General features: G+C 74.6%; 14 protein-coding genes. 7 read left to right on the plus strand and 7 right to left on the minus strand.

Features of this window, described 5'->3' with window-relative positions:
- The first annotated feature begins 1 nt into the window (after position 1).
- From EV189_RS00340 to EV189_RS00370, 7 genes are read left to right on the plus strand one after another with little or no spacing between them, the layout of a single operon-like run.
- Complete coding sequence (locus tag EV189_RS00340) at positions 2 to 1,057, plus strand: MSMEG_0568 family radical SAM protein (protein WP_130490977.1); 1,056 nt, start codon at positions 2 to 4, stop codon at positions 1,055 to 1,057.
- Complete coding sequence (locus EV189_RS00345) at positions 1,054 to 2,466, plus strand: MSMEG_0567/sll0787 family protein (protein WP_130490978.1); 1,413 nt, start codon at positions 1,054 to 1,056, stop codon at positions 2,464 to 2,466. Before EV189_RS00340 ends, EV189_RS00345 begins: the two co-directional genes overlap by 4 nt.
- Positions 2,463 to 3,299 (plus strand): carbon-nitrogen hydrolase family protein, encoded by an 837-nt coding sequence (locus EV189_RS00350; protein ID WP_130490979.1) that lies wholly within the window; start codon positions 2,463 to 2,465, stop codon positions 3,297 to 3,299. Before EV189_RS00345 ends, EV189_RS00350 begins: the two co-directional genes overlap by 4 nt.
- Positions 3,292 to 3,570 carry an MSMEG_0570 family nitrogen starvation response protein gene (locus tag EV189_RS00355; protein WP_130490980.1) on the plus strand — a complete coding sequence of 93 codons (279 nt, stop codon included), beginning with the start codon at positions 3,292 to 3,294 and terminating at the stop codon, positions 3,568 to 3,570. The genes EV189_RS00350 and EV189_RS00355 overlap by 8 nt, the downstream gene beginning before the upstream one ends.
- A complete protein-coding gene (locus EV189_RS00360) occupies positions 3,567 to 4,841 on the plus strand; it encodes an MSMEG_0569 family flavin-dependent oxidoreductase (protein WP_231115936.1) in 1,275 nt (424 codons plus the stop codon). The genes EV189_RS00355 and EV189_RS00360 overlap by 4 nt, the downstream gene beginning before the upstream one ends.
- Positions 4,838 to 5,671 (plus strand): carbon-nitrogen hydrolase family protein, encoded by an 834-nt coding sequence (locus tag EV189_RS00365; RefSeq protein ID WP_130490981.1) that lies wholly within the window; start codon positions 4,838 to 4,840, stop codon positions 5,669 to 5,671. Before EV189_RS00360 ends, EV189_RS00365 begins: the two co-directional genes overlap by 4 nt.
- Positions 5,668 to 6,750, plus strand: coding sequence for an MSMEG_0565 family glycosyltransferase (locus EV189_RS00370; protein WP_130490982.1), 1,083 nt, complete (start codon positions 5,668 to 5,670; stop codon positions 6,748 to 6,750). The genes EV189_RS00365 and EV189_RS00370 overlap by 4 nt, the downstream gene beginning before the upstream one ends.
- Here the strand turns inward: EV189_RS00370 and EV189_RS00375 are convergent.
- The 7 genes from EV189_RS00375 to EV189_RS00405 all read right to left on the minus strand — a co-directional run bounded on the left by EV189_RS00375 (position 6,728) and on the right by EV189_RS00405 (position 13,154).
- Positions 6,728 to 7,060, minus strand: coding sequence for a 4Fe-4S dicluster domain-containing protein (locus EV189_RS00375; RefSeq protein ID WP_130490983.1), 333 nt, complete (start codon positions 7,058 to 7,060; stop codon positions 6,728 to 6,730). The genes EV189_RS00370 and EV189_RS00375 overlap by 23 nt on opposite strands.
- Positions 7,057 to 8,646, minus strand: a complete 1,590-nt coding sequence (locus tag EV189_RS00380; RefSeq protein ID WP_231115937.1) for an FAD-dependent oxidoreductase — start codon at positions 8,644 to 8,646, stop codon at positions 7,057 to 7,059. The genes EV189_RS00375 and EV189_RS00380 overlap by 4 nt, the downstream gene beginning before the upstream one ends.
- A 91-nt stretch (positions 8,647 to 8,737) precedes the next feature.
- Positions 8,738 to 9,535: an SDR family NAD(P)-dependent oxidoreductase gene (locus EV189_RS00385; protein WP_130490984.1), complete on the minus strand. Its 798-nt coding sequence runs from the start codon at positions 9,533 to 9,535 to the stop codon at positions 8,738 to 8,740.
- 139 nt (positions 9,536 to 9,674) lie between these two features.
- Entirely contained in the window at positions 9,675 to 10,136 is a 462-nt protein-coding gene (locus tag EV189_RS00390; RefSeq protein ID WP_130490985.1) for a carboxymuconolactone decarboxylase family protein, read from the minus strand.
- Positions 10,137 to 10,186: 50 nt separating this feature from the next.
- A complete protein-coding gene (gene sigJ / locus EV189_RS00395) occupies positions 10,187 to 11,059 on the minus strand; it encodes an RNA polymerase sigma factor SigJ (protein WP_231115938.1) in 873 nt (290 codons plus the stop codon).
- Between the two features lie 95 nt (positions 11,060 to 11,154).
- Positions 11,155 to 12,585: an adenylosuccinate lyase gene (purB, locus tag EV189_RS00400; protein ID WP_130490987.1), complete on the minus strand. Its 1,431-nt coding sequence runs from the start codon at positions 12,583 to 12,585 to the stop codon at positions 11,155 to 11,157.
- Positions 12,582 to 13,154, minus strand: coding sequence for an isochorismatase family protein (locus tag EV189_RS00405; RefSeq protein WP_130490988.1), 573 nt, complete (start codon positions 13,152 to 13,154; stop codon positions 12,582 to 12,584). The genes purB and EV189_RS00405 overlap by 4 nt, the downstream gene beginning before the upstream one ends.
- Between the last annotated feature and the right edge of the window lie 31 nt (positions 13,155 to 13,185).

Consider the following 13,185-nt stretch of genomic DNA (forward strand, 5'->3'; position numbering starts at 1 on the left):
CATGACCGCCGTCCCGCTGCACACGCGCGTGGACGTCGCCATCCGCGGCATCCGCTCCGCCGCGCCGGTCGCCCGGCGCGGCGGGGCGGGGCCGAGCGACGACGGCCACCTGCTCCTCGGGGGAGCCGGCTCCGCCGTCCCGCTCGACCCGACCAGCCCGTACGAGGTCGCCGACGGCCGTCTGCTCCTCGACGGGGTGGACACCGGCGTCGACGTGGCCCCCGTGTCGCGCCCGCTGTTCTACGACCTCCTCACGAGCGACGGCGTGCCCTACGAGAAGCTCGCCCGCCTGCACGGCAAGGACGTGCTCGCCACGACCGTGGTGCAGACCTGCGTCCGCTACGCCGAGTCGCAGCGCTGCCGCTTCTGCGCCATCGAGGCGCCCATCGCCACCGGGGCGACGACGCGGGTGAAGTCGCCGGCCCAGCTGGCCGAGGTGGCCGAGGCCGCCGTGCGCCTGGACGGGGTGCGCCAGATGGTCATGACCACCGGCACGTCTGCCGCCCGGGACCGCGGCGCGCGGCACCTCGCCCGCTGCGTCCGCGCCGTCAAGCAGGCGGTCCCCCACCTCCCCGTGCAGGTGCAGTGCGAGCCGCCCGCGGACCTGGACGTGCTGCAGGAGCTCAAGGACGCCGGGGCGGACGCCATCGGCATCCACGTCGAGTCCCTCGACGACGCCGTACGCGCCCGGTGGATGCCGGGCAAGTCCACCGTGCCCCTGACGGAGTACGACGCCGCGTGGCGCGAGGCCGTACGGGTCTTCGGGTGGAACCGCGTCTCCACCTACCTGCTCGTCGGCCTCGGGGAGGACCCGGACGAGCTCGTCGCAGGAGCGGCACGGCTCGCGGCCATGGGCGTCTACCCCTTCGTCGTCCCGTTCCGCCCGCTGGCGGGCACGCTCGCCGCGGGCGAGGCCGCCCCCGACCCCGCGCTCGTCGCCGATGTCACCGCCCGCGTCGCCGAGGCGCTCCGCGCCGAGGGCATGCGCGCGGCGGACCAGCGGGCGGGCTGCGCGGCCTGCGGCGCGTGCAGCGCACTGTCGGCGGCCGGGGCATGACCGTCGCCATCCGGAGCAGCGTCGACGACATCGTCCTGCTCGGGGCGTCGCGAACCTCGACCGCACAGGCGTTCCTCGTCGAGGAGGCCGTGACGCGCGCGGACGTCGAGGCGTACCGCTCGCTGCGCCAGGAGGTGTTCTGCGAGGAGCAGGGGCTCTTCACCGGCTCCGACCTCGACGACGCCGACGACGACCCGCGGCTCGTCGTGCTCGTGGCCCGCGACCCGGCGGACGGGACCGTCCTCGGCGGCGTCCGCCTCGGCCCGTGCGTCGCCGGCCGGGACATCGGCTGGTGGGCCGGCTCGCGACTCGTCGTGGGCCGCCGCGCCCGGACGCTCGGCGGCATCGGCCCGGCGCTGGTCCGCGCCGCCTGCGCGCGGGCCGAGCAGGCGGGCGTGCTGCGCTTCGACGCGACGGTCCAGCGGGCCAACGAGCCGCTGTTCCGGCGCCTCGGCTGGCACCGCGTACGCGACACCACCGTCGCCGGCACGCCCCACGTGCTCATGCGCTGGCCCGTCGACCGGATCGCCCGGCTCGCCGCCGCGACCAAGGCCCCCCTCGCCGGGCTGCTCCAGGGCTTCCACCTCGGTGGCAGCGGGTTCGTCGGGGACGACGGCGCACCGGTCCCGGGCAGCGACGTGCTCGCCGCCTGCGACGCGATCCTCCCGGCCATGGTCGAGCGCGACCCCGAGTGGGCCGGCTGGTGCGGCGTGCTCGTCAACGCCAACGACCTCGCCGCGATGGGGGCCGAACCGCTCGGCCTGCTCGACGCGGTCGCGGCGCGCGACGCCTCCTTCGCCGCCCGCGTCCTGCGGGGAGTGCGGGCGGCCAGCGCCGCGTACGCGATCCCCGTGATCGGCGGGCACACGACCCTCGGCGCGCCGGCCTCCCTCAGCATCACCGCCCTCGGGCGCACGTCCTCCCCCGTCCCGGCAGGGGGTGGCCGCCCCGGGCACGCGGTCCGCGTGACCGCGGACCTGCACGGTGGCTGGCGCCGCGGCTACACCGGGCGCCAGTGGGACTCCACCTCCAGTCGCACGTCCGAGGAGCTGCAGGCCATGACCAGCTGGGTACGCCGCGCCAGGCCCGCGTCGGCGAAGGACGTCAGCATGGCCGGACTCGTCGGCACGCTCGGCATGCTCGCCGAGGCGAGCGGCTGCGGCGCGGTCCTCGACGTGGCCGACGTGCCGCGCCCGGCCGAGGCCAGCACCGGTGACTGGCTCACCTGCTTCCCCGGCTTCGCGATGCTCACGACTGACGAGCCCGGGAATCCGGTGGCTGCAGCGGGTCCGGCCGTGACCGCGGCCTGCGGCGAGCTGGTGGGCGGTGCCGGAGTCCGGCTGCACTGGCCGGACGGGGAGCTGACCGAGGCGCTCGCCGGCGGCGTCACCGGGCTGGGGGCGGCATGACCACGCTCGTCGCCGCGGCCGCGCCCTTCGGGCGTGACCTCGAGGAGTGCTACGCGCGCATCGAGCGGATCGCCGCGACCGCCCGCAGCGCCGGGGCCGAGCTGCTCGTGCTGCCGGAGGCCGCACTCGGCGGCTACCTCGCCGACCTGCACGCCCCGGGCGAGCGCCCCGGCATGCCGCCCATCCTCGACCTCGACGGGCCGGAGGTCGCCCGCGTCCGCGCGATCGCGGGGGATCTCGTCGTCACCTTCGGGATCTGCGAGGGCGACGGGCCGCTGCGCTACAACTCCGCCGTCGCCCTGCACGGCGACGGGATCCTCGGCGTCCACCGCAAGGTGCACCAGCCGCTGCGCGAGGGAGTCGCGTACTCCGCCGGCGGCTCGTTCGCCGCCTTCGACACCCCGGTCGGGCGCATGGGCATGATGATCTGCTACGACAAGGCCTTTCCCGAGGCCGCGCGCACCCTCGCCCTCGACGGCGCCGAGGTCGTGGCCTGCATGTCGGCGTGGCCGGCGGCGCGGACCGCCGCCTCCCCCGACCTCGCGGAAGACCGCTGGACCAGGCGGTTCGACCTCTTCGACCAGGCGCGCGCACTGGAGAACCAGGTGGTCTGGGTCTCCGCCAACCAGTCCGGCACGTTCGGCACCATGCGCTTCGTCGCGAGCGCCAAGGTCGTCGGACCGGGCGGAGACGTGCTCGCCACCACCGGCGTCCGCGAGGGGCTCGCCATCGCCTCGCTCGACGTCCAGGCCGCGGTGAGCGCCGCCCGGCGTGGCATGTTCCACCTGCAGGACCGCCGGCCCGACGCGTACGAGGTGCTCGCCCGTGCCTGAGATGACCTTCACCGTCCGCTGGCCGGACGGCTCGCGCCAGCAGTGCTACTCGCCGTCCCTCGTCGTCCACGACCACCTCTCCCCCGGCACGGCGTACGCGGTGGCGGAGTTCCTCGACCGGTCGCGGACGGCGCTCCACGCGGCGTCGGAGCGGGTCCGGGCGGCGTACGGGTTCCCCTGCAGCCGCGCGCAGTCCAGCCTCGCAGCGATCGAAGCGGCCGGTTCGCGCTTCGGTGCCGGTGAGGTCGTCGTCGAGGAGATGGCGCCGTGAGTCACGAGCCGCTGAACGGGCTCCCCGCGTCCGTGCCGGTCCTGGTCGTGGGCGCCGGACAGGCGGGCCTCTCGATGAGCTGGGTGCTCGAGCACGAGGGGATCGAGCACCTCGTCCTCGAGCGCGACACCATCGGCCATGAGTGGCAGGACGGCCGGTGGGACTCGTTCTGCCTCGTCACGCCCAACTGGCAGTGCCAGCTGCCGGGCTTCCCCTACGCCGGGCCGGACCCGGACGGCTTCATGGTGCGCAGCGAGATCCTGGACTACATCAAGGCGTACGCCGCGTCGTTCGACCCGCCGGTCGTGGAGCACACGACCGTCGAGTCGCTGGAACCCCTGCCGGACGGCGGGTTCAGCGTGACGACGAGCCGCGGCAGCCTCACCTGCGAGCAGGTCGTGGTCGCGACCGGCGGCTACCACCGCCCGGCGCTGCCCCGGCTGTCCGCGTCGCTGCCGGAACGCCTGCGGCAGCTGCACTCCTCCGTCTACAAGCGCCCGAGCGACCTGCCCGAGGGTGACGTCCTCGTGGTGGGGACGGGCCAGTCGGGCGCGCAGATCGCCGAGGACCTGCACCTCGCGGGACGCCGCGTCCACCTCGCCGTGGGAAGCGCCCCCCGCGTGGCGCGGACCTATCGCGGACGCGATGTCGTCGCCTGGCTGCACGACATGGGCCACTACGACATCCCCGTGAGCGAACACCCGCTCGGCGAGGAGGTCCGGCGGCGTACCAACCACTACGTGACTGGACGCGACGGAGGCCGGGACATCGACCTGCGGGCGTTCGCCCTGCAGGGGATGGCGCTGCACGGCAGGCTCGTCGAGCTCGACGGCGACGTCCTCCGCTTCGACGACACCCTCGCGGCGAACCTCGACGCCGCCGACGCCGTGAGCGAGGGGATCAAGGACGCCGTCGACCGCTGGATCGCCGAGCAGGGCATCGCCGCCCCCACCGAGGCGCGGTACGTGCCGGTCTGGCAGCCGCAGCCCGGCCCGTCGAGCGTCCCGCTCGGGGAGCTCGGTGGCGTCGTGTGGGCCACCGGGTTCCGCCGGGACGACGGGTGGCTGCGCGTCCCGGTCTTCGACGGTGCCGGCCGGCTGGTGCACCACCGGGGCGTGACGCCGGTCGAGGGCGTGCACGTGCTCGGCCTTCCGTGGCTGCACACCTGGGGCTCGGGCCGCTTCAGCGGCGTGGCCCGCGACGCCGAGCACCTGGGGGCCCACATCGCGGCCCGGGTCTCGGGCCGAGCGCTCGCGGCAGCCACGCGGTGACGGCGGTGCGGGTGGCAGCAGCGGCGGCGCACTTCGGTCGCGACGTCGCCGCCTGCCTGTCCCGCATCGCGATGGTGGTGGAGGCCGCGCGCCGCGAGGAGGTGCGCCTCCTCGTGCTGCCCGACGGCGCGCTCGGGGGCTACCTCGCCGACCTGCGCCACCCCGACCCGGACACGCTCCCTCCGGCGCTCGACCCCGACGGTCCGGAGATCGCCCGCGTGAGGGACCTGGCCGGCGGGATGACCGTGTGCCTCGGCTACACCGAGCAGTGCGGGCCGCTGCGCTACAACGCCGCCGTCTGCGTCACCGGCGACGGCGTCCTCGGGCACCACCGCAAGGTGCACCAGCCGGCCGGGGAGGCGCTCGCGTACGCCGCTGGCGACAGCTTCACCGCCTTCGACACCCCCGTCGGGCGGCTCGGCATGCTCATCGACTACGACAAGACCTTCCCGGAGTCGGCTCGGGCGCTGGCCTGCGACGGGGCGAGCACGCTGGCGATCCTCAATGCCTGGCCGGCGAGCCTGACGAACCGCGCGCCGCGCCTCGGCCAGGACCGGCAGGCCCGCCTCTTCGACCTCTACGACTGCGCCCGTGCCGCGGAGAACCAGGTCGTCGTCGTCTCGGCCAACCAGACCGGGACGACCGGGGGGCTGCGCTTCCTGGGTCAGGCCAAGGTCGTCGGCGCGGGCGGCGAGGTGCTCGCGCGGACGTGGGCCAAGGCCGGGCTCGCCGTCGCCGAGTGCGACCCGGAGGCCGACGTCGCGCGCGCCCGGCTGGTCCTCCACCACCTCCGCGAGCGCCGACCGCTGGCGTACAAGGGGCTGTCATGAGGGTGGCCCTGCTGACGTACTCCACCAAGCCGCGTGGCGGCGTGGTGCACACGCTCTCCCTCGCCGAGGCGCTCGCGCGGGCCGGGGCCGACGTCACCGTCTGGTCGCTGGCCCGCGGGGGCGACGAGGGGTTCTTCCGCGCCGTCGACCCGCGGGTGCGGCTGCGTCTCGTGCCGTTCGCCGAGGTGGCCGGCGAGAGCGTCGGCGAGCGGATCCTCCGCTCGATCTCGGTGCTGGCACGGGCCTTCGACGCCTCGGGCTACGACGTCGTGCACGCGCAGGACTGCATCAGCGCCAACGCCGTCCCGGGCTGCCTGCGCACGGTGCACCACCTCGACACCTTCACCACCCCCGAGCTCGCCGCCTGCCACGAGCGGGCGATCGTCGAGCCCGTCGGGCATGTCTGCGTCAGCGTCGCAGTCGCGCGCGAGCTCGAGCAGGGCTGGGGGATCCGAGCGACGGTCATCCCGAACGGCGTGGACGCCGAGCGCTTCGCCGCCGTCAGCGAGGCTGAGAAGGGACTCTGGCGCGGCCGCTTCGGCCGCTACCTGCTCGCGGTCGGTGGCATCGAGCCGCGCAAGGGGACGCTCGACCTGGTGGAGGCGTACGCGCTGGCCCGGCGCCGCGCGCCCGACCTCGCGCTGGTCGTCGCCGGCGGCGAGACGCTGTTCGACTACCGCGCCTACCGGCTGCAGGTCGAGGCGCGTGCCGCCGAGCTCGGCGTCGACCTGCAGGTCCTCGGTCCCGTGGCCCACGCCGCGCTGCCCGGGCTCGTGGCCGGCGCTGCGGTGTTCGGCTTCCCCTCCACGAAGGAGGGGTTCGGGCTCGCGGCGATGGAGGCGCTCGCGGCAGGAGTCCCTGTCGTGACGCGGGACCTGCCCGTGCTGCGCGAGGTCTTCGGCGGCGCGGCGGCCTTCGGCTCGGACCCGGAGTCCTTCGCGCACCAGATCACCGCCGCGCTGGAACCGTCAGCGGAGCGCCGGGCTGCGGGTACAGCTCTGGCAGCAGGGCACTCCTGGGACGCCGCGGCGGCAGCGCACCTGCGCGTCTACGCCGCTAGTGCGGCAGCGGCGGCATGACGGCGTAGCGCGCGGTCGGCACGCGGCCCTTGCCCCAGCCGATCGCCTCCCGGTAGCTGCCGAGCAGGCCCCGCTCGTCCAGCGCGTCCCGGTCCGCCAGCGGCGACCCGTCCGGCACGGGCGCGCGCAGGGGTGCGACGAAGAGCGCGTCCGCCGGGCAGTACGCCTCGCACAGGAAGCAGGTCTGGCAGTCCGACTGCCGCGCGATCACCGGCAGGCCGTCCTCGCGCCGGTCGAAGACCTGGGTCGGGCACACGTCGATGCACGTGTCGCAGGTGATGCAGCGCTCCTCGTCGACGACCTCGATCACGACGCCACCCCCGCGAGCGCGCGCTCCGGGCGGGTCCACACGTCGTCCAACCCGCCGGTGAGCAGCCGGCCGTGCTGCGCCGGGTCCTGCGTCGGGAAGTCCGCGCGCCAGTGCATCCCGCGGCTCTCGGTCCGGGCCAGCGCGGCGGTGTACATCCACCGGCCGTGCGCCGCCATCGCCGCAGCCTCCCGTGCGCGCCAGGGCTCGGCGTCAGCCAGGCCGTCCCGGGCGGCGGCCCAGATCCCGTGCAGCGCCTGCAGCGCCGGCTCCAGCCGCTCCGCCGTGCGGAAGTAGTTGATGTCGTACGGCGCGACCTGCGCCTGCACCGCGGCCACGACCTCGCCGGTGGTGACCGCACCCCTGCGGCGGCCCGGCCGCAGCCCTGCGCCACCCGCGCCCTGCACCGGGCGGGAGGCCGAGGAACCTTTCAGGGCCAGCGCGTACGCGGCGGCGGTGGTGCCCGCGAAGCTGCCCGACGAGATCGCCCAGGCCGCGTTGTGGCTACCACCACCGGTGAACCCGCCGCAGATGAGCTCGCGGGTCGCCGTGTCGCCGGCGACGTAGAGGCCGGGAACCCCTGCGGAGCAGCCGTCGTCGACGATCGCGACGCCGCCGGTGCCGCGTACGGTGCCCTCGAGGATCAGCGTCACCGGGAACATGTCCCGGAAGGGGTCGATGCCCAGCCGGTCGAACGGCAGCAGGAAGTTCGGCTGGTCGAGCCGGATCGCGGTCTGCACGAAGGCATCGGCCTTGTCCAGGCGGGCCAGCACCTTCCTGCCGCTCTGCAGTTCGCGCGCGATGGGCTTGCGCCCGCCCTGGCTCTTGGCACCCTCGAGGACCGAGCCGTCCTCCCGGTAGAACGTCGCGAACGAGTAGTACGCCGTCTTGGTCACCGTGGTGCCCTCGGGCGCGATGCCGTAGGAGTTGGAGAACTCCATGCCCGACATGGCCGCCCCGACCTCGGCCGCGAGCAGTGCGCCGTCCCCGGTCGCGACGTCGGTGCCCAGCGCCTTCTGCTTGAACGCGCAGGCCCCCGTCGCGAGGACGACGGCTCCCGCGCGTACCTCCCACTCCTCACCGGTACGCCGGTGCACGCCTCGCGCGCCGGCGACGGCACCGTCCGCATCGACGAGCAGGTCGGTCACGGGCGAGTGGTCCCGGATCTCCACGCCGAGCCGCTTGAGCCGGATCCGCTGCCGGCGCATGTAGTCCGGGCCCTGGAGGCCGCGGCGGTACTGCGCGCCGGACTCGTCGACGGGGAACGGGTAGCTCGGCGTCTGCGTGAGCTCGTCGACCCGGGCGTAGGTCTCGTCGAGCACGCGCTGCATCCAGCGGCGGTCCGCGAGGTATCCACCGAGTCCCTCGCGGCTGGCCATCGCCGCCTCGCGCGCGTCCGGGGTGGGCTCGACGTACCAGATCCCCGTGCCCGCAGCGGCTGTGGACCCGCTCGTGCCGCAGAAGGCCTTGTCCGCCAGCACGACCGAGGCGCCGGCGCGAGCGGCGCGGATCGCCGCCCAGGTGCCGGCCGGGCCACCGCCGACGACGAGGACGTCGGTCTGCGTACGTGTCGCTGGGGACAGGGCCACGGGCGTGCTCCTCCGGTCGGGTTCGCCCGGATCCTGCGGGTGGAGCGGGAGGCCGCGCAGCCCGCGGCAGACGCGTGTCCCAGATGCTGGACTAGTAGTGGATGGGACCGCGGATACCGCCGCCCGCCGCGACCGCGTCACCGCTCACCGCGACGCTGCGCGGCGAGCAGAGGAAGACGACGACGTCCGCGACCTCGTCCCCGGTGGGCATCCGGCCGATGGCGGTGGCGCGGTCGAAGCCGGCGCGTACCTCCTCCGGGGTCGAGCCGCGCTCCTCGGCCAACCGGGCCATGAGCCCCGGCGTGCGCTCGGTCTCCGTCATGCCGGGGTGGACGACGGTGACGTTGACGCCGTGCGGACCCAGCTCGTCGGCGAGGTTCTTCGTCAGCGCGGCCACGGCCACGTTGCGCACCGAACCCGCGATGTTGCCCGCGGTGCGCGCGTTGAGCCCGCTGATGTTGACGATCCGGCCCCAGCCCTGGGCGACGAGGTACGGCGCGACCGCCCGCGCGGTGCGCAAATAGCCCAGCAGCTTGGTCTCGAGCTCCGTGCGCACGAGGTCGTCCTCGATGTCGACGATGCCGGGGGCCCGGCCGCCGGAGGCGGGGTTCGCCGCGGCGTTGACGAGGATGTCGATGCCACCGAGCTCGGCGACGACCCGCTCGACCGCGGCGCGGACCGAGGCGTCGTCGCGGGTGTCGGCGGGCACGGCGACGACGCGGACCCCGGCGGCGCGTACGGACTCCGCCGCGGTCTCGAGCGCGTCCGCGTCGCGGGCGAGCAGGGCGACGTCCGCGCCCTCCGCCGCGAGCCCGCGGGCGACGGCGAGCCCGATGCCCTTCGAGCCGCCGGTGACGAGGGCGCGCTTCCCGCGCAGTCCGAGATCCATGGCGCGCATCGTCGCACTCCACCCTCCCCCGTGATCATGCAGATCCTGGGGACTCGGGCACTCCTCCCAGGGCGCACCCCCTCGCCCGTGATCATGCACATCTTGGGCGCCCAGGACGTGCATGATCACGAGGAGGGGGTCAGCGGGAGAGGACCGGCTCCTTGCGCGTGGGCACCGCGATCCGGTTCCACAGGTTGATCATCGCGGCGGCGACGACGAGCGCCGTGAGCTGGTCCTGGTCGAACACCGCGGCCGCGGCGTCCCAGACCTCGTCGCTGACGCCTCCGGGGGCCAGCACGGTCGCGGCCTCGGTGTAGGCGAGCGCCGCGCGCTCCTGCTCCGAGAACCACGGCGCCTCGCGCCAGGCGGCGACCGAGGCGAGCCGGTCCTCGGTCTCGCCGTCCTTGCGCGCGTCACGGGCGTGCAGGACGACGCAGTACGTGCAGCCGTTGAGCTGGCTGGCGCGCAGCTTCACGAGCTCGCGCACCGGCTTCGGCAGCGGGCTGGCGGCGAGGTACGCCTCCACCGCGAGGAATCCGCGGTAGGCCTCAGGCGCGATCTGCGAGACCTCGAGGCGCTGGTGGGTGAGGGTGGCGGGCATGGCTGTCCTCCTGGTGCGGGTTCGGTCGACAGGGGTGGCGGGCGGGAGGGTCAGGCTGAGGGCCGGACGCGGGTGAGCTTGTCGGGGTTGCGGACGATGTCGATGCCGCGGACGCGTCCGCCCTGCAAGGTGAGCGAGACGACGCTGCTGAGCTCGCCGCCGGTGAGCGTGAGATAGCCGGGGACGCCGTTGACGAGGACGGGGCGCAGGGTAGAGCCGTTGCGGTGCAGCACGCCGACGAGGAAGCGCGCGACGTGGTCGGCGCCCTCCACCGGCTTGCGCGCCGCGCTCACCTTCCCGCCGCCGTCGCTGACGAGGACGACCGCGGGGTCGAGCAGCCGGAGCAGCTCGTCGAGGTCGCCGTCCTCGCAAGCGGCGGCGAACGCCGCGAGGACCCGCTGCTGCTCGGCGCTGTCGACCTGCGTACGCGGCCGCTGCGCCGCCACGTCGGCCCGGGCGCGTGCGGCGAGCTGCCGGCAGGCGGCCGGGCTGCGCCCCACGACGCGGGCGACCTCGTCGAAGGGCACGGCGAAGACGTCATGGAGGACGAAGACCGTGCGCTGCGCGGGGCTGAGGGTCTCGAGCACGGCGAGCAGCGCGAGCGAGAGGTCCTCGCGCAGCAGCAGGGACTCCTCGGGCCCGTCCTCGAGCGGCTCGACGGTCAGCGGCTCGGGGAGCCAGGGGCCGACGTACTCCTCGCGGCGCCGGCGCGCCGAGCGGGCCACATCGAGCGCGAGGCGCGCGACCGCGACGACGAGCCAGCCGGCGACGTCGTCGATGTCCTCGGTCCGCTCCAGCCGCAGCCAGGCGTCCTGCACGACGTCCTCGGCCTCCGCGACGTCGCCCAGCACGGCGTACGCGACGGCGACGAGGCGCGGTCGCTCGGCCGCGTAGACCTGCAGCGGGGTGCGGGAGGTGCTCATGACCCTAGGACGGGGCAGCCCGGCGGGATGTGACATCCCCCTCGATCATGCACGTCCTGGGCGCCCAGGATGTGCATGATCGAGGGGGATGGGGGCTAGAGGATCGCCGCCGGCGCGTACGCCGCAGCCTCCGGGTGCTCCGCCGCCACCTTCTCGACGCGCGCGACGACGTCGGCGACCTGGCGCTCGGCCGCGCCGGTGAACGACAGCGGCTCGGCGACGAGCACGTCGAGGTCCGTACGCGACAGCGGGAGCCGCGGGTCGGCGGCCAGCCGGTCGAGCAGGTCGTTGCGCTCGATCCCCTGCTGGCGCATCTCGAGCGCCACCGCCACCGCGTGCTCCTTGACCGCTTCGTGCGCCGTCTCCCGGCCGACGCCCGCCTTGACCGCGGCGACGAGCACCTTGGTGGTGGCGAGGAACGGCAGGTAGCGGTCGAGCTCGCGGGCCACGACCGCGGGGTAGGCGCCGAACTCGTCGAGCACCGTCAGGAACGTCTCGAACAGCCCGTCGGTGGCGAAGAACGCGTCCGGCAGGGCGATCCGGCGCACGACCGAGTCGCTCACGTCGCCCTCGTTCCACTGCCCGCCGGCGAGCTCGGAGGCCATCGCCTGGTAGCCGCGGATGACGACCGCGAGCCCGTTGACGCGCTCGCACGAGCGGGTGTTCATCTTGTGCGGCATGGCCGACGAGCCCACCTGCCCGGCCTGGAACCCCTCGGTCACCAGCTCCTGCCCGGCCATCAGCCGGATCGTCGTCGCGAGGCTCGACGGGCCAGCCGCGACGTGCACGAGGGTGGAGATGACGTCCTGGTCGAGCGAGCGCGGGTAGACCTGGCCGACGCTGGTGAGCACGCGCGAGAAGCCCAGGTGGGCAGCCACCTTCTCCTCGAGCTCCGCGAGCTTGCCCGCGTCGCCCTCGAACAGGTCGAGCATGTCCTGGCCCGTGCCGACCGGTCCCTTGACGCCGCGCAGGGGGTAGCGGTCGAGCAGGTCCTGGACCCGCTCGTACGCCACGAGGATCTCGTCCGCGGCGCTCGCGAAGCGCTTGCCCAGGGTGGTCGCCTGCGCGGGGACGTTGTGGCTGCGCCCGGTCATGACGAGGCCGCTGTGCTCGGCAGCGATGCGGGAGATCCGCACCAGCGCGGCGACGAGCCGCGTGCGGACCACCAGCAGGGACTCGCGCACCTGCATCTGCTCGACGTTCTCGGTGAGGTCGCGCGAGGTCATGCCCTTGTGCACGTGCTCGTGGCCGGCGAGCGCGTTGAACTCCTCGATGCGGGCCTTGACGTCGTGACGCGTCACCCGCTCGCGCGCGGCGATCGAGTGCAGGTCGACGTCGTCGACGACCCGCTCGTAGTCCTCGATGACGCCGTCCGGCACCGCCACCCCGAGCTCGCGCTGCGCGCGCAGCACGGCGATCCAGAGGCGCCGCTCGAGCACGACCTTGGCGCTCGGCGCCCAGAGGGAGGCCAGCTGCTCGGAGGCGTAGCGGGTGGCGAGGACGTTCGGGATGGCGGGCTTCGTCACACCAGCATTGTCTCGCAGGTCCGGAGCAGCTCCTCCGTCGTCGCCAGGCGGGCCAGCCGCGGCAGGATCGTCGCGACCGCGTCGTCGTGCGCGCTGGCCACGAGGTCGGTGACCGCGTCGCTGGCGACGACGATCTCGTAGCCCAGCTCGCGCGCGCTACGCGCGGTGGACTCGACGCCGATGCTGGTCGAGATCCCCGCCAGCAGCAGGGTCTTCACGCTGCGGCGGCGCAGCGCGAGGTCGAGTCCCGTCCCCACGAACGCGTCCCAGGCCCGCTTCGTCACGACGAGGTCGGAGTCGAGGAGCGGGACGCGCGGGTCGAGCTCGGCGAAGTCCGCCGCCGGCCGGATCGCGGGCGGGGCGGCGTCCGTGCGCGCCGGCGGGGCTGCCGGGTCGGGCTCGACGCGGGTGCGCACGACGGTCCATCCGGCGTCGTGGGCGAGCGAGGCCAGCCGAGCGCTGCGCTCGACGACCTCGTCGGCGGGGTGGACGGTCGGCAGCGCGGTGATGCCGCACTGGAGGTCGACGAGGACGAGCGCGACGGGTGCGGTGATGTCGGTGACGGGCACGGGTGCTCCTCGGGGTTCGACTGGGATGCAC

The organism is Motilibacter rhizosphaerae, from assembly GCF_004216915.1.
Lineage (GTDB): Bacteria > Actinomycetota > Actinomycetes > Motilibacterales > Motilibacteraceae > Motilibacter > Motilibacter rhizosphaerae.